We start from the raw sequence: 19,552 nt of genomic DNA on the forward strand, positions 1-19,552 counted from the left end.
GGAGACCTCACAAGACGAATTCATCCCGGCGGTAGCCCTGGAGATAGAGCAGCGCCGTCAGATCGCCATGATCGATGCGGATCCGCGCCTGTTCCGCCACCGCCGGCTTGGCGTGGAGCGCGACGCCGGTGCCGGCAAGGCGGATCATATCGAGGTCGTTGGCGCCGTCGCCGACGGCGATGGCATCCTCGGTCGTCAGTCCGAGCCGATTGGCGATGTCGAGCAGCGCTTCGGCCTTGGCGGCGCGGCCGAGGATCGGCTCAGCCACCATGCCGGTGAATGTGCCGTGTTCCTCGATCAGCCGGTTGGCGCGGTTTTCCTGAAAGCCCAGCATGGCGGCGATGCGGCTGGTGAAGACGTCGAAGCCGCCGGAGACCAGCGCTGTCCAGGCCCCGTTGGCGCGCATCGTTTGCACCAGGGCGCGGCCGCCGGCCGCGAGCGTCAGCCGGTTGGCGATGATGCGGTCGACCACGGCGGTATCGAGGCCCCTCAGCAGGGCGACGCGTTCGCGCAAGGCGGGCTCAAACGCGATCTCGCCATTCATCGAGCGCGCGGTGATCGCCGCCACATGATCCTTGACGCCGATTTCGTCGGCAAGCTCGTCGATGCATTCCTGGTCGATCATGGTCGAGTCCATATCGGCAAGCAGTATCTTCTTGCGCCTGCCTTCGGCCGGTTGGACGATGACGTCGACCGGCTCGGAAGCCAATGCGGCGCGCAGATTGGCGGTCATTTCGCCGATATCGGGCGTCCGCGGCAAAACGAGATCGCAGGCAATGTCCGCGGCCAGCCAATCAACGGCGCTTGCGCCGGCGGCCCGCAAGGCCATATTCGCAAGCGAGGCCGGCACGGCGCGGGCTTCTGGACGGGATACTAAAGTGGCGATCAGCGGCATCGAACATTCCGGCAGGCAGGCGGGCGAAGGCCGCGTCAAGAACGCGATCCTGATAGCCGGGCCGACAGCCAGCGGCAAGTCGGCGCTGGCGCTCGATCTCGCCGAACGCCGTGGCGGCGTCATCGTCAACACCGATTCCATGCAGGGCTATTCGGTACTCGATGTCCTGACGGCGCGGCCGAGCGCCGCTGAAATGGCACGCGCGCCGCATTTCCTTTACGGCCATGTCCATCCCTCCACGGCCTATTCCACCGGCGCCTGGCTGCGCGACGTCACGAAGCTGATAGAAGACGGCGTGCTGTCGGGCCGACCGGTCGTTTTCGTCGGCGGCACCGGGCTCTATTTCCGCGCGCTGGCCGAAGGCATCTCGGACATGCCGGACATTCCGGCCTCCGTCCGCGAGCGCTGGCGCTACGAGCTCAAGGAACAAGGGGCCGAAAGGCTGCATCGCCTGCTGATGCGTGAGGATTCGACCGTCGCCATGCAGCTCAGGCCGACCGACGGCCAGCGTATCGTGCGGGCACTCGAGGTGCTCGACGCTTCGGGACGCTCGATCCTGGAATGGCAGGCGGCGCGCGGCCGGCCGCTGATCGATCGCGACAGCGCGCGTTTCCTGGTCATCGAGCCGGACCGGCAGCAATTGGTGCGGCGCATCGAGGCGCGTTTCGACCAGATGCTCGACAAAGGCGCGCTCGACGAAGTGCGCCGGCTCATCGCGCTCGGCCTCGACGCGGATCTGCCGGCGATGAAAGCGATCGGCGTGCGCGAGCTGCAAGCGGCAATGGCCGGACAGTCGGGTTTTCCCGAAGCGATCGAACGCGCCAAGATCGCGACCCGGCAGTATGCCAAGCGCCAGTCGACCTGGTTCAGGCACCAGCTGGGCGCGGAGTGGCGCAGGCTGCGGCCGGGCGACGAACCGGCGCTCCCGGACTGACGAAAAGCTTTTTCAATCAGCACCTTAAAATCCCTGGCTCTAATTCTCGCCAAGGTTGTCCGGGTTAACTGTCCGTAAGGCCCACCATGCCATAACCTCAAGGCTTGCAGTGCCGCGGGGAGTAGATGCGTTTCCATAAGGCGGAATCCGCATTTTTTGTCTTTATTTTCGTGATCCTGGCCGCAGGCCTGGTGACCTTCCACGCCTATGGCCAATTGCAGGACATCGCCGCCGATCTCGATACCGCATCGCGCGTCGACAAAATCGTCTATCTCAACAAATTGCTGTTCGTCACCGGGGCGCTGCTGGCGACCGCGCTGTTCTTTGGCACCTTCTTCATCTACCCGCTGATCCGCGGCCAGGTGCGGGAAGAGGGCAAGCTCAGGGCCATGACGGTTTCGCTCAGCGCCCGTTCGCAGACGCTCGAGCAGGCGGCGCTCACCGACGGTCTTACCGGAATGCAGAATCGCCGCTATTTCGACGATGCGCTGCGCGAATATCTCCAAGAATTTCGCCGGATCGACAGGCCGGTCGGACTGATGATCCTCGATCTCGATCATTTCAAACAGGTCAACGACACGCATGGCCATGACGTCGGCGACGAGGTGTTGAGGGCCGTCGCCGCGTGTCTGAGGGGCATGACGCGTTATCACGATGTGGTGGCGCGGCTGGGCGGCGAGGAATTTGCCGTCGTCACCCCCAACATGGATGTCGAATTGCTCGCCAGGTTCGCCGAACGCATCCGCAAGGCGATCGCCAACATGTCGATCATGTCGGGCAATGTGCGGCTGAAGGTCACCACCAGCGTCGGCCTTGCCGTCTGGGACCACAAGGAGAGCGCGGAGGATTTCTACCGCCGCGCCGACCGCCAGCTCTATGAGGCGAAGAAGCAAGGCCGCAACCGCGTCTGCGCCTAAAATCTCATCATCAAATTCGTGAGGCTGGCCGTCTGGAGGCGCTTTCTGCGCTTCCGGTGCTCACGGACCCAAATGTCCGCTCCGCTCCGGTTCTCGAAAACGGCTCCAGCCGACTCAGCCTGACGAATTTCCTGACGAGATTTACCCATTCAAGCGGGGCTTCAGGCAGAGCGGAAACTCAGTCGTTGAGCTGGCGCATGCCGAAGGTCGAGGGCTTCAGGCCGTAGCGAGTGTCGAAGTCGTCGTCCGGCTGCACGCGCGGGGCGTTGGCCGGCTTCTTGTAGTCCGGGTCGCCGGCCTGGCGGGTCGAGTCCACGGTCTCGGCGAAAGCCATGGACTGCTGCGGCTTCGGCACGTTGCGAAGCCGCTCGACGATCATGGCCAGATCGACGTCGCTGCCATCCACGGAGGGCTCGACCTGCTCGCCTTTCGCGGTGCCGGGGATGAATTGTTGCGGCAGCTTCTCGAATTTCAGCCGCATGGTCGTCGCCACGCCTTCGCCGAAAGCGATGGCTTCGCGCTGCCCCATCGAGGACAGGAAAGCCAGCGTCGAGGCCGAGGAGTCGGCGATCGCCGAGCGGATGATCGCCTGGTCCTGTTCGTTGGCGAGGCGCATGGCGAAAAAGGTAGAGCATTGCGACAGGATAGTCGGGTCGAGCTCGCCCGGGCGCTGGGTGACGACGCCGAGATAACAGCCATATTTGCGGCCTTCCTTGGCGATACGCGACAGCGCGTGGCGGGTCGGCGCGAAGCCGAGACGCGGATCGGCCGGCATATAGCGGTGGGCTTCCTCGCAAAGCAGGAGCAGCCTCAGCCGGCCCTCGCTCCACAAGGCCAGGTCGAAGGCCAGGCGCGCCAGCACCGAGCAGACCGAATTGACGACTTCCGAAGGCATGCCCGCCATCTCGAAGCAGGTGACCGGGCGGCCATGGCTGGGAACGCGGAAAATGTTGCCGATCGTTTCGTGGATGGTGTCCTCGATCAGCCGCGAATTGAACATGAAGCGGTAGCGCGGATCGGCCGCCGCCGACTCGATGCGCGTTTTCAGCGACTTCAAGATCGGGCGGTCGTTCTTGCTTTCGAGCATGCCCATGCGCTCGTCGATCTGCTTGATGAGATCGGCCATGCGGTAGGGCACCGGCGTGTCCGCCGTCAGCGCGTCGCTGCCGCGCCTGACATAGGTGCCGGAATTCGGGTTGCGATAAAGGTTCTTGGCGGCCGGGATCAGGTCGCGCAGGACATCCACTTCCTCGGGCACCGTCTCGCGGCCGCGAAACAGCACTTCGGCGAATTCCTCCAGCCTGAACATCCAGAACGGCAGGTCGAGTGTCTTGGAATCGACCTTGACGCAATATTCCGGCAGCGAGCCGGCGAACTCGTTGTGCGGGTCGAGGATGAGCACGCGCAGGTCGGGGCGCGCCTCGATCGTTTTGCGCAACAGCAGCGACACCGCCGTCGATTTGCCGACGCCGGTGGTGCCAACGATGGCGAAATGACGCGCCAGCGTGTCGTCGATGGCGATGTTGGCATCGATCGACTCATCCTGCGACAGCGTGCCGATGGTCACCGAATGGCGCCCGGCCAGATCGTAGACCGCCTGCAGGTCGCGGCTGCGGATGCTGTGGGCAATGGCGCCGATATGCGGATAAGTGGTGATGCCGCGGTCGAACACCGGCTTGGCGTCGGGCTCGGCGCCGTCGCGCACCTCGCCGACCAGTTCGACGCTGACCTCGATCGGGTTCTGCCCTTCGTGGTTCCAGGCAAGGTCCGATTTGCCGATGGCATAGACAAGGCCGACCGTTCGTGTCGAACCGAGATTGATGGAGATCATCTTGCCGACGGTCCAGAGGCCGGTGACCGCGCCTTCGGTGTCTTCCGCGTGGGCGCTGATGGTGGCGCGCGCGCCGTCGCATTGCACGACATTGCCCAGAATTCGCTTGTCGTTCTGCTGGATGTTGCGGCGCTCCTGCGAAGTCGGTTCGCCAACGGAGGCTTCGCGTTCAACAAACATAATGCCGTGGTCCCATTCCCCTGGAGCGGCAACCCTATCCAATCGGGGTTAAAGTCAGGTGAGGTCGAATGGTGTAGGCAGCGTTAAGCCAGCCGCGACCATTCGATCGAACAACCTCTTCCCAGCGTGCGGAATTCCGATATATTGGACGAATGGATGGTATATCGAATGACATCAGTGCCACGATCGGCAGACGGATACGCTCCGAGAGGACGGTGAGGGGCTGGTCGCTGGCCGAATTGGCCGAGCGCTCGGACGTTTCGAAGGCGATGCTGAGCGCCATCGAACGCGGTACGACCAGTCCGACCGCGGCGCTCCTGGTGCGCATCGCGGCGGCCTTCGGCATGACGCTGTCGACGCTGATCGCACGAGCCGAGATGCAGGGCGGCGGTGTTTCGCGCAAGGACGAGCAGCCGGTCTGGCAGGATCCGGCAACCGGTTACATCAGACGTCACCTGTCGCCGGCATCGCGGATGCCGCTCGAACTGATCAGGGTCAGCCTGCCGGCGGGCGCCAAGGTCAGCCTTCCCGCCGCATCCTACACCTTCATCAAGCAGCAGGTATGGCTGATCGACGGAAGGCTGGACTTCACCGAGGGCGATTTGGTGCACAGGCTCGAGCCCGGCGACTGCCTGGCGCTGGGGGCGCCCTCGGATTGTGTCTTTCATGCTCCCGGACCGGATGCGGCGGAGTATCTCGTGGCGCTGGTCAGGGACTGATTGCGATGTCTCGCCGGCCAAAGCGCTCGCATAATGGCGGGCCGCCGCTCGACGACTATGACGGCCCGCCCTGGGGCAAGGGCGACGCCTATATCTTCCTCGCCTGGCGCGCCGCTCACGACAAGGCCTGGAAGGCGCCAAGCCACGCCGTCATGCTGATGCGGCTGGAACGGGCCGAGCGGCTCGGGCTGACCTATGAGGAATATACGCTCGAGATCCTGGAGCGCGGGCGCCATCTCAGCGAGGACGACGCCGACCGTATCGCCGAAATCAGGCGGGCGCGCCGACGCAAGCGAACCAGCCATTTCGAATGACCTCGTTCCCGAGACCTCTGGAGAACACCAGAATGAACTCCCTTGAAATCCGGGTGTTGATGCACGACGCGGCGACCGTAGCCCAACTGTCCGCTCTCTTGATTGAGACGGTCGCCGCCGGCGGATCGGTGAGCTTCATGCATCCGCTGTCGCTGGAAGCGGCGCGGGACTTCTGGCGCAAGTCGCTTGCCGGGGCCGAGCGCGGCGAAAGGGCGGTGCTCGGCGCATGGCGGGGCGAGGCGCTTGCCGGCACCGTCACGCTGCTGCTCGACTTTCCGCCCAATCAACCGCACCGCGCCGAGATCGCCAAGCTGATGACCGGCCGCGATCATCGCGGCAAAGGCGTCGCGACGGGGCTGATGCGGGCAGCGGAGAAATTGGCCGTCGAGAAAAGTCGTACGCTGCTGGTGCTGGACACGGCGAGCGAAGAGGGCGCGGCCGGGCTTTATGAGAAACTTGGTTTCACGCTGACCGGTGAGATCCCCGATTTCGCGCTCAAGCCGCATGGCGGGCTGACCGGCACCCTTATCTACTGGAAACGGATAGGGAGAGCGGCCGACGCGCTATCCTGAAATCCTGGCGATGCGCGACAGAAGCCAGCGGCGAAAATCCTGCTCGGCGCCGGACAGCCGTGACGATGACGGTCTTGTCAGGAAATGGCCCGATGGGCTCGAAAGCTCGAAATCCGAAAGCCTGACGAGAGTACCGTCCCTGAGCGCGGCGTCGACCAAAGGCCGGGAGCCGAGCAGCGCTCCGGCGCCGGTCTTGGCCGCTTCCAAGGCGGCGACGAAACTGTCGAAGCGATGCGAGCGCCGGGAATGGCCGGCAAGCCCCGCGGCGGCAAACCATTTCCGCCCACATTTCGCGCGCTCCTGCCACCAGGAGCAGCGGCAACAATGTCCAATCGCCACCGAGGGCGAGCGGCGGAGCCGCGACCGGAACGAGCCGCTCGACGGTCAGCCGGTCGGCCTCGCGACCGGGAAAGGACCCGTTGCCGAAGCGTATGTCGAGCGCCGAGCCCGGCTGGTCGTAATCGGTCGGCCGATGGATGGTTACCAGATCGAGCCTGACGCGCGGCAGCGCCTTTGCCAGGTCGGGAAGAGCCGGTACCAGCACCAGCAGGGCGAAGGAAATGGGAACACGTATGCTGACGGTCTGCACGGCGCGCGGCTCGAACAGCTCTTTCGTGCTGTTGCCGATGGTCGCGAATGCCGACTGGATGTGGGGGAGATAGGCCGCGCCTTCCGGCGACAGCGCCACGCCGCGCGCCAGGCGCGCGAACAATCGCGTCTTCAGCCGCTCTTCCAGGAAACGGATGTGCTGGCTGACCGCGGCCTGGGTGAGCCCGAGCTCGACGGCCGCAGCGGTGAAATTCGACAGGCGGGCGGCGGCCTCGAAACTGCGCAGCCAGTCGAGCGGAGGCATCGTGTCGAAAGCTTTCCCAGCCATCACAAATTTAGCGTCATTACCCACAAAACGATAATTTGAATTATGCCTTCGATGAAGCCACCATGCAATCCGTGCCTGCGGTGGCGGTTAGAGGATGGGAGCTTTCAGGATATGTTGACGACGGTAACGCTGGGCGACGACGGACGAACGATCGAGCTTGGCTGGGATGACGGAGCGGTGAGCCGCTTCCACGCCATGTGGCTGCGCGACAATGCGCTGGACGACAAGACGCGCAGCGCCGGCAACGGCCAACGGCTGATCACCATTCTCGACATTCCGGCCGGGACGCGGATCGGCTCAGCCTCGATCGAGGGCGGGGCGCTGGAGGTCAGGTTCGTGCCCGAGGACAAGACAGTCAGCTTCCCGGCCCAGTGGCTGTGGGCCAACGCCTATGATCGCGTCGAATCTCGGCAGCTCGGCTGGACGGGCGACGTCATTCAGCGCTGGACCAAGTCGGCAATGCAGAATTCGGTGCCGCGCGCCAGCTACGCGGCGGCCTTGCATGACCGCGGCGTCCTGCGCGAATGGCTTTCGGCGGTGCGGGCCTATGGCTTTGCCGTCATGGATGGCCTGCCCACGGAATCCGGCGCGCTGTGCAAGGTGGCTGACCTCTTCGGTTATATCCGCGAGACCAATTACGGGCGCTGGTTCGAAGTGCGCGCCGAGGTCAACCCGAACAATCTCGCCTACACCAATCTTGGCCTGCAGGCGCATACCGACAATCCCTATCGGGATCCGGTGCCGACGCTGCAGATCCTGGCCTGCATCGAGAACACGGTGGAAGGCGGCGAATCCAGCGTCGTCGACGGGTTCGCGGTGGCGGCGGCGCTTCAGGCGGAGAACCCGGACGGCTTCCGGCTGCTCTCTTCCTATCCGGCGCGCTTCGAATATGCCGGCTCGTCGGGCGTGCGGCTGCAGTCGAAGCGGCCGATGATCGAGCTCGGGCCCGATGGCGAGTTGATCTGCATCCGCTTCAACAACCGCTCGCTGGCGCCGGCGGTCGACGTGCCCTTCGCCGAGATGGAGAAATACTACGCGGCCTACCGCCGGTTCGCCGAACTGATCGAGGATCCGGCCTTCGAGGTGACCTTCAAGCTCGAGGCGGGAGAATCCTTTATCGTCGACAACACCCGCGTCATGCATGCGCGCAAGGCGTTTTCCGGCAGCGGCAAGCGCTGGCTGCAGGGCTGCTACGCCGACAAGGATGGCCTGTTGTCGACGCTGGCGGCGATCGAGCATGGTTTCAAGGAGGCGGCGGAATGAACCCGAATGAATTGAACACGGGCAACATCGTCGAATTCATCGCCGATATCTTCGAGCGTCGCGGCGCCGAATCCTATCTCGGCGAGCCTGTCACCATGTCGGAACATATGCTGCAGGGCGCATGGCTGGCCGAGCAGGACGGCGCGCCGGAGGAGCTTGTGGCGGCGGCGCTGCTGCACGATATCGGCCACTATACCAGCGAGTTCGGCACCTATTCGCCCGACGACGTCGAGGACAAGCACCATGACGAGGCGGGCGGCGAGGTGCTGGCGCCCTTCTTTCCGCCGGTCATCGTCGAGTGCGTCAGGCTGCATGTCTCGGCCAAGCGCTATCTGTGCGCCACCGATCCGACCTATTTCGGCAAGCTGTCGGCGGCCTCGGTGCATACGCTGTCGCTGCAGGGCGGGCCGATGAATGCCGAGGAAGTCAAGGAGTTCCGCCGCAATCCGTTCCACGAGGAAGCGGTGCGCGTGCGCATCTGGGACGAGGGCGGCAAGGTCGCCGACATGAAGACGCGGGCCTTTCGCGACTACGTGCCGCTGCTCGAGCGCGTCGTGAAAAAGTTCGCGGCGGAGAAGGCAGCTTAGAGGGCGGCGAAGTCTGGGGGGAGAAAGCCATGTGTTTCTGCTTCGACGGCGAACACGCATTGGTGGCATATCAGCCGGATGAATGCAGGGAAGCCAAGCCGGCCGAGCGCGCAGCCGCATCGCGGCCGGCCGAAGGCAAAGTGTTGTCGACGGTTCAGCAAAGACGCCGCCAAGGCGGCGCCTTTGCTGGGAAAGGTTCGGAAGTCGTCTATCCCTTGTGATAGACCTCCTGCAGCCCATAGACGGGCGTCGGCAAGCCGACCTGCCTGGCTTTGAGTTGCAGTGACAGATACTGCGAGTAGTGCCGAGACTGGTGCAGGTTGCCGCCGTGGAACCACAGCGCTTGCTGCTGCGTCGGCTTCCACATGTTGCGCTGCTCGCCTTCCCAAGGGCCGGGGTCCTTGGTGGTGCCGGAACCCAAACCCCAGACCTTGCCGACCTTGTCGGCGACGTCCTGTGAGATGAGGTCCGCGGCCCAGCCGTTCATCGAGCCGTAGCCGGTCGCATAGATCACCAGGTCGGCCGGCAATTCCGTGCCGTCGACGAATTTCACGCCGGTTTCGGTGAGTTCCTGCACCGCGGCGCCTGGTCCGCTCTTCAGCTTGATCGACCCGTCGATGACGAGGTCGCAGGCGCCGACATCGATGTAATATCCGGAGCCGCGTCGCAGGTATTTCATGAACAGGCCCGAGCCGTCGTCGCCCCAGTCGAGCATGAAGCCGGCCTTTTCCAGGTCCGCGTAGAACTTCGCGTCGCGCTCCTTCATCTGCTCGTAGAGCGGGATCTGGAACTCGTGCAGGATGCGGTAGGGGAGCGAGGCGAAGATCATGTCGGCCTTGCGCGTCGTCATGCCGTTCTCCACTGCCTGCTCGGAGTAGAGGGCGCCGAGGCCGATATCCATCAGCGTGTCCGACTTGACGATATGGGTCGACGAGCGCTGCACCATGGTCACGTCGGCGCCGCCTTCCCACAGCGCCGCGCAGATGTCGTGCGCAGAGTTGTTGGAGCCGATGACCACCACCTTCTTGCCGCGGTATTTATCCGGGCCGGGATGGGTCGATGAATGCTGTTGCTCGCCCTTGAAGATGTCCTGGCCCTTGTATCTCGGCCAGTTCGCCTTGCCCGACATGCCGGTCGCCAGGACCAGCTGCTTCGGCTTGAGCGTGATCTCCTTGCCGTCGCGCTCGACGACGATCGTCCATTCCTTGGCTTTCTCGTCGTATTTGGCGGATTTCGCCGTAGTGGAGCTCCAATAGTTGAGCTCCATCACCTTGGTGTACATCTCCAACCAGTCGCCGATCTTGTCCTTCGGCGCGAAGACCGGCCAGTTCTTCGGAAAGTCGATATAAGGCAGGTGATCGTACCAGACCGGGTCGTGCAGGCAGAGCGACTTGTAGCGCCTGCGCCAGGAATCGCCTGGGCGTTCGTTCTTCTCGATGATGATGGCCGGCACGCCGAGTTGTTTCAGCCTAGCTCCAAGAGCGATTCCGCCCTGACCGCCGCCGATGATGACGACATAGGGCTGTCGGGAGTGGCCGAGCTCGGCGATCTCGTCGTCGCGCTCCTCGCGCCACGTCTTGCGGTCCTTGCCGTGGCCATGCTTGGCGCCGAGGGGGCGGGTGAAGCCCGCCTTCTCCTCATGGTCTTTCAGCTCCGCCATCGTCGTGAGCAGGGTCCAGATCAGGTCGCCCTTGAACCGCACGAGGCCAAAGCCGCGCGCCACGCCGGTCTCGAAAGTGATCCAGGCGGTGATGACGCCGCCGTCCTCGTTCGCTTCCTCGCCCTCGGCCACCGCCCAACCGGTCGGCTTGGTGCTGGCCAGCGTCGCCTGGAGCATGTCGCGGATCTGGTCGCGGCCTTCCATCGTCTTCAGGTTCCAGGTGAAGGTGACGAGGTCGCGCCAGTAGCAATCGGCCTGGAAGCAGTTGACAGCGCTGTCGATGTCGCCGGCTTCCAATGCCTTGCCGAACTTGTCAAGCAGCGCCTGCGCCTTGGTGGTGGGTGTTCTCTCGAGCATTTGTTCTCCTCCACTTGCTAGAGTCCGTCATGAGCAGCAAGCTGCGTGCCAATCGTGACGTTCATCAAGGATTACAATGAAATCAATCTGTTATGACAATGTAGATTTCGATCGGCCGCGCCGTATCGAGCCGATGGGTATCGATGCAGCGCATCCAGGATTGAACGACGATGTCGTCGCGGGCCGATCGCGCGCCGGACAGCACCTGTTCGATTTCGCGGGTATGTTCCCGTTCGCCAGCCCTGCGTCCTCCTCGCACGTCCTCTGCCAGCGCATAGTGGTGCGTCGGAGAGGGACGCTCAACTGTACTAAGGTAGCTGTGGGATGGGAGCGCGCGCCGACGCCGTTCTCACAGGCGGGTGAATTCGCGCTGGACCCCATTGACGAGCCCGCGTTTTCGCCCTTATTGTCCGCGCCCATGAAAACGGCACTCATTCTCGTAGGCAGGCGTGTGGGCAAGGCGGTGTAACCGCCGGGCGAAAACCTCCCATGCGCATCACACAGGCTCCCTCGGGGGCCTTTTTTATTGCCTGAAACACGACTAAACGACCAGCAAATCGCCAGATGGCGGACAGTACGGGACCAGACCGATGAGCAACGGACAGAACGAGCGGCGCGAAATGACAGGCGCCGAAATGGTGGTGCAAGCGCTGAAGGACAACGGCGTCAAGCATGTCTTCGGCTATCCGGGCGGCGCCGTTCTCCCAATTTATGATGAAATTTTTCAACAAGACGATGTCGAGCACATCCTGGTCCGGCACGAACAGGGCGCCGGCCATGCCGCCGAAGGCTATGCCCGTTCGACCGGCAAGGCGGGCGTCATGCTGGTGACGTCCGGTCCCGGCGCCACCAACGCGGTGACGCCGCTGCAGGACGCGCTGATGGATTCCATTCCGCTGGTCTGCCTCACCGGCCAGGTGCCGACATCGCTGATCGGCTCCGACGCGTTCCAGGAATGCGACACCGTCGGCATCACGCGGCCCTGCACCAAGCACAACTGGCTGGTGAAGGACGTCAACCAACTCGCCGCCACCATCCATGAGGCTTTCCATGTCGCGACCACCGGCCGTCCCGGCCCGGTCGTGGTCGACATTCCCAAGGACGTGCAGTTCGCCAAGGGCGTTTATGTGCCGCCGCAGACGGCGCCGCGCACCAGCTATCAACCCAAGGTCCAGGGCGACCTGGAGAAGGTGAAGGCCGCCGTCGAGTTGATGGCAGCCGCCAAGAAGCCCATCATCTATTCGGGCGGCGGCGTCATCAATTCCGGTCCGGAAGCGAGCCACTTGCTGCGCGAGCTGGTCGACCTCACCGGTTTCCCGATCACCTCGACGCTGATGGGGCTCGGCGCCTATCCGGCGTCGGGCAAGAACTGGGTCGGCATGCTCGGCATGCACGGCACCTATGAAGCCAACATGGCCATGCATGACTGCGACGTGATGATCTGCATCGGCGCGCGGTTCGACGACCGCATCACCGGCCGTCTCAACGCGTTCTCGCCGAACTCGAAGAAGATCCACATCGACATCGATCCGTCCTCGATCAACAAGAACGTTCACACCGACGTGCCGATCATCGGCGATGTCGGACGCGTCCTGGAAGACCTGGTGCGACTGTGGCGGGCGACCGCCAAGACCGACAAGAAGGCGCTCTATCCATGGTGGGAGCAGATCGCGAAATGGCGCGCGCGGGACTCGCTCGCCTACAAGATGAACAACGACGTCATCATGCCGCAATACGCGATCCAGCGGCTCTACGAGCTGACCAAGGACAAGGACACCTACATCACCACCGAGGTCGGCCAGCACCAGATGTGGGCGGCGCAGCACTATCATTTCGACAAGCCGAACCGCTGGATGACGTCGGGTGGCCTCGGCACCATGGGTTACGGCCTGCCGGCCGCGCTCGGTGTGCAGATCGCGCATCCGGATGCGCTGGTCGTCGACATCGCCGGCGACGCCTCGGTGCAGATGACGATGCAGGAGATGAGCACGGCGGTGCAGTATGAGGCGCCGATCAAGATCTTCATCCTGAACAACCAGTATATGGGCATGGTGCGCCAATGGCAGCAGCTGCTGCACGGCAACCGGCTGTCGCATTCCTACACCGAGGCGATGCCGGACTTCGTCAAGCTGGCGGAAGCCTATGGCGGCCACGGCATACGCTGCGACAAGCCGGACGAGCTCGACGACGCGATCAAGGAGATGATCTCGGTGAAGAAGCCGGTGCTGTTCGACTGCCGCGTGGCGACCTTGGCCAACTGCTTCCCGATGATCCCGTCGGGCAAGGCGCATAACGAGATGCTGCTGCCGGACGAGGCGACCGACGAGGCGGTGGCCAACGCCATCGACGCCAAGGGCAGGGAATTGGTGTAGGCAGCCATCAAGGCGGGGCTGTCGCGAGAAAGCCGTGCGCAAACAGAGAATTAGCTCAAAAAGTCTGAAATCGAGATTCACCTTATGAACGCACAGCACCTTCAACCGACCGGCTCCGCCTATTTCATCGCCAAGGAAACCGAGAAGCCGGAAACGCACACGCTCTCCGTGCTGGTCGACAACGAGCCGGGCGTGCTTGCCCGCGTCATCGGCCTGTTCTCGGGCCGTGGCTACAACATCGAGAGCCTTACCGTCTCGGAGACCGAGCACGAACGGCATCTGTCGCGCATCACCATCGTGACGCGCGGCACGCCGCATGTGATGGAGCAGATCAAGCACCAGCTCGAACGCATCGTGCCGGTGCACAGGGTGGTCGACCTGACCGTGCGCTCGCATGAGCTTGGGCAGGAGCGGCCGCTGGAACGGGAGCTGGCGCTGGTCAAGGTCGCCGGCACCGGTGACGCCCGGGTCGAGGCGCTTCGCCTTGCGGATGCTTTCCGCGCCTCGGTCATCGATGCCAACACCGAGCATTTCATCTTCGAGATCACCGGCAAGGGGTCCAAGCTCGACCAGTTCATCGCCATCATGAAGCCGCTCGGCCTGGTCGAGATCTGCCGCACCGGCGTGGCGGCGATGAACCGCGGTCCGCAGGGAATGTGAACAGGACGACCGTCCTGTTTTCAAGCTTTGGCCCGGCGGTTGCCCGTTTCTGGCTTTTGCGCATGTGCTAAAAGGACAGTAAGGCTGACATATCGGGGAGGATAACATGTCGCTCGACGCATTCCTTGCCCTGCTGGTCTACGCCTTCGTGACGTCGATCACGCCGGGGCCGAACAACCTCATGCTGCTCGCTTCCGGCGTCAATTTCGGTATCGCCAGGACGGTTCCGCACATGCTGGGCATCGGCATCGGCTTTCTGGTCCTGCTTTTGGCCGTCGGCTTCGGGCTCGGCGCGGTGCTGACGGCGTTTCCGGCGCTGCATACGGCGCTGAAGATCGCGGGCGCCGCCTATCTGCTCTACCTCGCCTGGAAGATCGCCATGTCCCGCTCGATAAGCGACGGAAATGGGGCGGAGGGGCGGCCGATGCGCTTCATCGACGCCGCTGCGTTCCAGTGGGTCAACCCTAAGGCATGGGTGATGGCCATCACCGCCATGGCCGTCTACACCAATTCCGATCACCCGTTCGTCTCGGTGGCGCTGATCTCGATCGCCTTTACCATCGTCAACCTGCCCAGCGTCTCGGTGTGGGCCGGCTTCGGCACGGCGCTGCGCGGCTTCCTGTCGGATCCGGTGCGGCTGAAATGGTTCAACATCGCCATGGGCGTGCTGCTGGCGGCGACGCTGTGGCCGATGCTCGGTTAGGTGTATCGATATTCAGGTGAGGCCGGCCTGACCTGAATATCGACACATCTAGACAGCCTTTCGGATGGGCCGCAGAGCTGCTCGCGACCTCGTTTGCCGGCTGCCCAACGATTGTGCACTGCACATTAAATCTTCGTAATCCCGCGTTTTGGCCCTTTTCCGCCAGAGCCTTGTCCTATCTATTCGGCGAAAATCGCGGCGAAGCGCCGTGAATCGAGCTAAGATGGACCACCGGGATCGGCGTGTCGGGTAGAGGGCTTACTTTGTCGATGCGCGGAAAAATCGCCTTTGCAGTTGTAGCGGTCGCCTGTCTGGCGGGCGCCGGGCTCTATTTTTCGCCCACGACGTTGGCCAAGGTCCAGGAGCTCATTTCGGGCAAGCAGGCTGGCGCTGCCGCCGCGGACAAGACGGCCGGCGGTGACAAGACAGCCAGTGCATCGGATAATGCGAAAGGCGGCAGTGGGCGTTCGGCCTCGATCGTTTCGGCGACCGCGACGACCGCCGATTTCCCGATACGCCGCTATGCCATCGGCTTCGTCTCGTCGCCGGCGGTGGTCAGCATCAATGCCCGTGTTTCCAGCCAGATCGTATCGATCGCGGTCAAGGACGGGCAGATGGTCAAGGCCGGTTCTCTTCTCATCTCGCTCGACGACCGCGCGCTGAAGGCGCAGCTCGCCAAGGACCAGGCGACGCTCACCAAGGACCAGGCAATGCTGGTGAGCGCCCAGGCCGACCTGCAGCGCGCCAAGGACCTCGTCGCCAAGCAGGCTGGAACGCAGCAGACCTACGATCAGGCGCTGGCGGCGCAGAAGGCCGCGGCCGCCACCATCGACGCCGACAAGGCGACCATCGATGCCGACACCGTGCAATTGAGCTATGCAACCATCTCGGCGCCGATCGCGGGCCGGCTCGGCGCCGTCAACGTCTCGGTGGGCGATCTCGTCACCACCAGCAACGGCAACTCGAGCAGCTCGACGCCGCTGGTCACCATCACGCAGATGGACCCGCTGCAGGTGAACTTCACGCTGCCGGAGAGCAATCTGGCCTTGTTGCACAAGGCGCTCGCCGACCCGCAGCAAGGCGACGTGACGCTGACCAAGGACGGCGATCCCACGCCGATTGGCAAGGGCACGCTCGATTTCGTCGATTCCAGCGTCGATACTGCCTCCGGCACCATCGCCACGCGGGCGAGCATACCCAATCCGGATCTTTCGCTGTGGCCCGGGCAATATGTGAACGTGGTGCTCGAGGCCGGCACGATGCCGCAGATGACCTCGGTTCCGACGGTCGCGGTGCAGCCCAGCCAGAAGGGGCCGTTCGTCTATGTGGTCAAGCCGGACAACACCGTCGAGATGCGGCCGGTGCAGGTGGCGCTGACCGAGGGCCAGAACAGCGCCATCAGCGATGGTCTCAAGAGCGGCGAGAAGGTCGTCGTCGAAGGCCAGACGCGATTGAAGAACGGCGCGGCGGTGCACGAAGGCAAAGCCGTGGCCGGATCCACTGATCAGGCGTCGCCCAAGGTCGCGGAGGCCGACAAGGCCGGCGGGGCGAGCCAATGATCTCCGAATTCTGCATCCGCAAGCCCGTCGCCACCCTTCTGATGTCGTTCGCCCTCATTCTGGGCGGCATCTTTGCCTACAAGTTCCTGCCGGTGGCGGCGCTGCCCAGCGCCGAATTTCCGGTGGTCAACGTTTCGGCCAGCTTGCCCGGCGCCTCGCCGGAGACGATGGCGACATCGGTGGCGACGCCGCTGATCAAGCAATTCGCGACGATCGCCGGCATCGATTCGATCTCGACCACCAATTCGCTCGGCCAGACCTCGATCGCCATCCAGTTCGTGCTGAACCGCGACATCGACGCGGCGGCGGCGGACGTCCAGGCGGCGATCGCGCGCACGCAAAAATCGCTGCCGCCGGAAATGACGGCGCCGCCGAGCTATCGCAAGGTCAATCCGGCCGACGCGCCGATCCTTCTGATGTCGCTGGTCAGCGACACGGTCCCGCTGACCGACCTCGACGCCTTCGCCGAAAACGTCATTTCACCTTCTCTGTCGACCATCGACGGTGTGGCCCAGGTCTCGATTTACGGCCAGCAGAAATATGCCGTGCGCATCCAGATCGATCCGACCGCGCTGGCCGCGCGCGGCATCTCGATCGATCAGCTGCAGGCTGCGATCGCTTCGGCCAACAGCAACACGCCGCTCGGCGTCCTGCAGAACAACAAGCAGCAGCTGACCATCACCGCCAACACTCAGCTCGACAACGCCGCCGGCTTCTCCAACCTGATCATCGCCACCAAGAATGGTCACCCGGTGCGGCTGGGCGAGGTGACGCGCGTCGTCGACTCGGTCGAGACCACAACGACGGCAAGCTGGTATGACGGCACGCGCGCCATCATCCTCGCGGTCCAGCGCCAGCCCGACGCCAACACCGTCGAGGTGGTCGACAAGGTCAAGGCGATGCTGCCGTCCTTCCAGGACCAGATGCCGGCGGCGGCCAGCATCAAGCTGCTCAACGACCGCTCGACCTCGATCCGGCAAGCCGTCGACGACGTCCAGTTCACGCTGCTCCTGACCATCGCCCTGGTGGTGATGGTGATCTTCGTGTTCCTGCGGCGGGTGACGGCGACGATCATTCCGGCCGTGGCGGTGCCGATCTCGCTGATCGCCACGCTTGGCGCGATGTTCCTGTTCGGTTTCTCGATCGACAACATCTCGCTGATGGGCCTGACGCTTGCTGTCGGCCTTGTCGTCGACGACGCCATCGTCATGCTGGAAAACATCTTCCGCCACATGGAGGAAGACGGGCTGTCGGCCTTCGACGCCTCGCTGAAGGGCGCGCGCGAAATCGGCTTCACCATCATCTCGATCTCGATCTCGCTGGTGGCGGTGTTCATTCCGGTGCTGCTGATGGGCGGCGTCATCGGCCGCATCTTCAACGAATTCGCCGTCGTGGTGACCGTCGCCATCCTGGCCTCGATGTTCGTGTCGCTGACGCTGACGCCGATGCTCTGCTCGCGCCTGCTGTCGGTGAGCAAGGCCGATCGCGAAAAGCATGCCCCCGGCCACAAGCCGGATTTCATCACGCGCGGCTACGACCGGATCCTGGGCTTCTGCCTGCGAAACACCTTCTTGGTGTTCCTCGTCTTCGTCGCAACGGCGGCAGCGTCGGTGTGGCTGATCCAGGTTTCGCCGAAGGGCTTCTTTCCGCAGGAGGATATCAGCCAGATCTCGGTGACCACGCTTGCGCGCCAGGACATCTCCTTCGACGCCATGGTCAAGCTGCAGGGTAAGGTCGCCGATGTATTCTCTCATTCTCCCTATGTGACGCATGTCGCGTGGTCGGTGGGCGGCAGCCAAAGCGCGCTCAACCAGGGCCGGCTCTATGTGCAGCTGAAGGACAAGAGCCAGCGTCCCGACATCGAGAAGGTCCAGTCCGACCTGAGGCGGCAACTTTCGAATGTGGCCGGCATCGAAGCCTATATGCAGCCGGTGCAGAATCTCAGGCTGGGCTCACGGTCATCGGCCAGCGCCTATCAGCTCGTGGTGCAGGGCCTGGATACCGGCCAGACCGACATCTGGGCGCAGAAGCTGGACGACGCGATGGCCGCGGACCACACGACCTTCACCGACGTCACCAGCGACCTGCAGAACAACGCATTGCAGGCATCACTGGTGATAGACCGCGACAAGGCCGCCCAGCTCGGCATCGATACCGACACGCTGCGTTCGGCCCTCTATGGCGGCTTCGGCACCGATCAGGTTTCGACGATCTTCGGTTCGGCCGACAGCTATGAGGTGATCACCGAGCTCGATCCCAAGATCAACTGGTCGCCGGAGCGAATGCTGGCCATCCAGATGCGGACGTCCAGCGGCAGCCTAGTGCCTCTCGGCGCTTTCGCGCATGTCGATCGCACGGCCGGCGCGCTGACAGTCAATCAGCTCGGCCAGCTTCCGGCGGTGACGGTTTCCTACAATCTGCCGCAGGGCGTGTCGCTCGGCGACACGGTGACCCGCATCGAGCAGCTCAAAGAACAGATCGGCATGCCGAAGGAGATCTCGACGAGCTTTGCCGGCACGGCCAAGACATTCCAGGATTCGCTTGCCAACCAAGGCTTCCTGATCGGCGGCGCGATCCTGACGATCTACATCGTGCTCGGCATGCTCTATGAGAGCTTCATCCACCCGCTTACCATCCTCACCGGCCTGCCGTCGGCGGTGCTCGGCGCGGTGGTGGCGCTGCGCTTCGCCGGCATGGACCTGTCGGTGATCGCGGTGATCGGCATCCTGATGCTGATCGGCATCGTCAAGAAGAACGGCATCATGATGGTCGACGTCGCGCTGGAGCTCAGGCGACAGGGCATGTCGGCGAAGGAGTCCATCCACAAGGCCTGCCTGATGCGTTTCCGGCCGATCATGATGACGACGCTTGCCGCGTTGATGGGTACGTTCCCGATCGCGCTCGGCACCGGCGCCAGCGCCGAGCTGCGCCAGCCGCTTGGCGTCGCGGTGGTCGGCGGCCTGCTCGCCTCGCAGGCGCTGACGCTGTTCGTCACGCCGGTGATCTACGTCTATTTCGAGAATTTCTCCGGCTGGCTGCTCGGCTTCTTCTCGAAGAAGAGCAGGCCGGAGCTGCATGTGGTGGAAAGCGGCGAGCAAGCCTCGCTGTTCGATACCAACGACGATATCCCGCAAAAGACCGCCGCCGAGTAG

The 19,552-nt window shown here is 63.6% G+C and carries 16 protein-coding genes and 1 pseudogene; 13 read left to right on the forward strand and 4 right to left on the reverse strand.

Annotated elements, in window-relative coordinates:
- Positions 1 to 7: 7 nt before the first annotated feature.
- Complete coding sequence (gene serB / locus FJ414_RS10395) at positions 8 to 895, reverse strand: phosphoserine phosphatase SerB (protein WP_140644197.1); 888 nt, start codon at positions 893 to 895, stop codon at positions 8 to 10.
- On the opposite strand from serB, the gene miaA reads away from it, so the two are divergent.
- Both miaA and FJ414_RS10405 read left to right on the forward strand, forming a co-directional pair.
- Entirely contained in the window at positions 885 to 1,829 is a 945-nt protein-coding gene (miaA, locus tag FJ414_RS10400; protein WP_140644347.1) for a tRNA (adenosine(37)-N6)-dimethylallyltransferase MiaA, read from the forward strand. The two genes, serB and miaA, sit on opposite strands and share 11 nt — an antisense overlap.
- Before the next feature lie 125 nt (positions 1,830 to 1,954).
- On the forward strand, positions 1,955 to 2,746 hold the full coding sequence (locus FJ414_RS10405; RefSeq protein ID WP_140644199.1) for a GGDEF domain-containing protein: 792 nt from the start codon (positions 1,955 to 1,957) through the stop codon (positions 2,744 to 2,746).
- A 178-nt stretch (positions 2,747 to 2,924) separates the two neighbouring features.
- Here FJ414_RS10405 and FJ414_RS10410 read toward each other — a convergent pair whose 3' ends face one another.
- Positions 2,925 to 4,757, reverse strand: a complete 1,833-nt coding sequence (locus FJ414_RS10410; RefSeq protein WP_140644201.1) for an ATP-binding protein — start codon at positions 4,755 to 4,757, stop codon at positions 2,925 to 2,927.
- A 152-nt stretch (positions 4,758 to 4,909) separates the two neighbouring features.
- Between FJ414_RS10410 and FJ414_RS10415 the strand changes: the two genes are divergently transcribed.
- From FJ414_RS10415 to FJ414_RS10425, 3 genes are read left to right on the forward strand one after another with little or no spacing between them, the layout of a single operon-like run.
- The gene (locus FJ414_RS10415; protein ID WP_140644203.1) at positions 4,910 to 5,476 is read left to right on the forward strand and encodes an XRE family transcriptional regulator; all 567 of its coding nucleotides are present in this window, start codon (positions 4,910 to 4,912) and stop codon (positions 5,474 to 5,476) included.
- Between the two features lie 5 nt (positions 5,477 to 5,481).
- Positions 5,482 to 5,790: a hypothetical protein gene (locus tag FJ414_RS10420; protein WP_140644205.1), complete on the forward strand. Its 309-nt coding sequence runs from the start codon at positions 5,482 to 5,484 to the stop codon at positions 5,788 to 5,790.
- A gap of 32 nt (positions 5,791 to 5,822) precedes the next feature.
- Positions 5,823 to 6,362 carry a GNAT family N-acetyltransferase gene (locus FJ414_RS10425; protein WP_140644207.1) on the forward strand — a complete coding sequence of 180 codons (540 nt, stop codon included), beginning with the start codon at positions 5,823 to 5,825 and terminating at the stop codon, positions 6,360 to 6,362.
- Here the strand turns inward: FJ414_RS10425 and FJ414_RS10430 are convergent.
- A pseudogene (locus tag FJ414_RS10430) lies at positions 6,354 to 7,215 on the reverse strand (LysR family transcriptional regulator). The gene FJ414_RS10425 and the pseudogene FJ414_RS10430 sit on opposite strands and share 9 nt — an antisense overlap.
- Before the next feature lie 135 nt (positions 7,216 to 7,350).
- Here FJ414_RS10430 and FJ414_RS10435 point away from each other — a divergent pair.
- Both FJ414_RS10435 and FJ414_RS10440 read left to right on the forward strand, forming a co-directional pair.
- A complete protein-coding gene (locus tag FJ414_RS10435) occupies positions 7,351 to 8,502 on the forward strand; it encodes a gamma-butyrobetaine dioxygenase (RefSeq protein ID WP_140644209.1) in 1,152 nt (383 codons plus the stop codon).
- On the forward strand, positions 8,499 to 9,089 hold the full coding sequence (locus tag FJ414_RS10440; protein ID WP_140644211.1) for an HD domain-containing protein: 591 nt from the start codon (positions 8,499 to 8,501) through the stop codon (positions 9,087 to 9,089). Before FJ414_RS10435 ends, FJ414_RS10440 begins: the two co-directional genes overlap by 4 nt.
- Positions 9,090 to 9,297: 208 nt before the next feature.
- On the opposite strand, the gene FJ414_RS10445 is transcribed toward FJ414_RS10440, so the two are convergent.
- Positions 9,298 to 11,106: an NAD(P)/FAD-dependent oxidoreductase gene (locus tag FJ414_RS10445; RefSeq protein WP_140644213.1), complete on the reverse strand. Its 1,809-nt coding sequence runs from the start codon at positions 11,104 to 11,106 to the stop codon at positions 9,298 to 9,300.
- A 76-nt stretch (positions 11,107 to 11,182) separates the two neighbouring features.
- Here FJ414_RS10445 and FJ414_RS10450 point away from each other — a divergent pair, with 76 nt between their 5' ends.
- The 6 genes from FJ414_RS10450 (at position 11,183) to FJ414_RS10475 (ending at position 19,552) form a co-directional block, all read left to right on the forward strand.
- On the forward strand, positions 11,183 to 11,575 hold the full coding sequence (locus FJ414_RS10450; protein WP_140644215.1) for a hypothetical protein: 393 nt from the start codon (positions 11,183 to 11,185) through the stop codon (positions 11,573 to 11,575).
- Between the two features lie 121 nt (positions 11,576 to 11,696).
- Positions 11,697 to 13,478, forward strand: coding sequence for an acetolactate synthase 3 large subunit (locus tag FJ414_RS10455; RefSeq protein WP_140644217.1), 1,782 nt, complete (start codon positions 11,697 to 11,699; stop codon positions 13,476 to 13,478).
- A gap of 84 nt (positions 13,479 to 13,562) precedes the next feature.
- The gene (gene ilvN / locus FJ414_RS10460; RefSeq protein ID WP_140644219.1) at positions 13,563 to 14,138 is read left to right on the forward strand and encodes an acetolactate synthase small subunit; all 576 of its coding nucleotides are present in this window, start codon (positions 13,563 to 13,565) and stop codon (positions 14,136 to 14,138) included.
- A 106-nt stretch (positions 14,139 to 14,244) separates the two neighbouring features.
- Positions 14,245 to 14,841: a LysE family translocator gene (locus FJ414_RS10465; protein ID WP_140644221.1), complete on the forward strand. Its 597-nt coding sequence runs from the start codon at positions 14,245 to 14,247 to the stop codon at positions 14,839 to 14,841.
- Between the two features lie 269 nt (positions 14,842 to 15,110).
- Entirely contained in the window at positions 15,111 to 16,400 is a 1,290-nt protein-coding gene (locus tag FJ414_RS10470; protein ID WP_140644222.1) for an efflux RND transporter periplasmic adaptor subunit, read from the forward strand.
- A complete protein-coding gene (locus FJ414_RS10475; protein ID WP_140644224.1) occupies positions 16,397 to 19,552 on the forward strand; it encodes an efflux RND transporter permease subunit in 3,156 nt (1,051 codons plus the stop codon). The genes FJ414_RS10470 and FJ414_RS10475 overlap by 4 nt, the downstream gene beginning before the upstream one ends.

This window comes from Mesorhizobium sp. B3-1-6 (genome assembly GCF_006439555.1).
GTDB lineage: Bacteria > Pseudomonadota > Alphaproteobacteria > Rhizobiales > Rhizobiaceae > Mesorhizobium.

Bases quoted from the DNA above. Each gene is read 5' to 3' on its own strand.
- FJ414_RS10450 (WP_140644215.1), top strand. From the start codon at position 11,183: ATGAAATCAATCTGTTATGACAATGTAGATTTCGATCGGCCGCGCCGT.
- FJ414_RS10425 (WP_140644207.1), top strand. From the start codon at position 5,823: ATGAACTCCCTTGAAATCCGGGTGTTGATGCACGACGCGGCGACCGTA.
- FJ414_RS10440 (WP_140644211.1), top strand. From the start codon at position 8,499: ATGAACCCGAATGAATTGAACACGGGCAACATCGTCGAATTCATCGCC.
- FJ414_RS10405 (WP_140644199.1), top strand. From the start codon at position 1,955: ATGCGTTTCCATAAGGCGGAATCCGCATTTTTTGTCTTTATTTTCGTG.
- FJ414_RS10475 (WP_140644224.1), top strand. From the start codon at position 16,397: ATGATCTCCGAATTCTGCATCCGCAAGCCCGTCGCCACCCTTCTGATG.
- FJ414_RS10470 (WP_140644222.1), top strand. From the start codon at position 15,111: ATGCGCGGAAAAATCGCCTTTGCAGTTGTAGCGGTCGCCTGTCTGGCG.
- ilvN (WP_140644219.1), top strand. From the start codon at position 13,563: ATGAACGCACAGCACCTTCAACCGACCGGCTCCGCCTATTTCATCGCC.
- FJ414_RS10420 (WP_140644205.1), top strand. From the start codon at position 5,482: ATGTCTCGCCGGCCAAAGCGCTCGCATAATGGCGGGCCGCCGCTCGAC.
- serB (WP_140644197.1), bottom strand. From the start codon at position 895: ATGCCGCTGATCGCCACTTTAGTATCCCGTCCAGAAGCCCGCGCCGTG.
- FJ414_RS10410 (WP_140644201.1), bottom strand. From the start codon at position 4,757: ATGTTTGTTGAACGCGAAGCCTCCGTTGGCGAACCGACTTCGCAGGAG.
- FJ414_RS10435 (WP_140644209.1), top strand. From the start codon at position 7,351: ATGTTGACGACGGTAACGCTGGGCGACGACGGACGAACGATCGAGCTT.
- FJ414_RS10445 (WP_140644213.1), bottom strand. From the start codon at position 11,106: ATGCTCGAGAGAACACCCACCACCAAGGCGCAGGCGCTGCTTGACAAG.
- FJ414_RS10415 (WP_140644203.1), top strand. From the start codon at position 4,910: ATGGATGGTATATCGAATGACATCAGTGCCACGATCGGCAGACGGATA.
- FJ414_RS10455 (WP_140644217.1), top strand. From the start codon at position 11,697: ATGAGCAACGGACAGAACGAGCGGCGCGAAATGACAGGCGCCGAAATG.
- FJ414_RS10465 (WP_140644221.1), top strand. From the start codon at position 14,245: ATGTCGCTCGACGCATTCCTTGCCCTGCTGGTCTACGCCTTCGTGACG.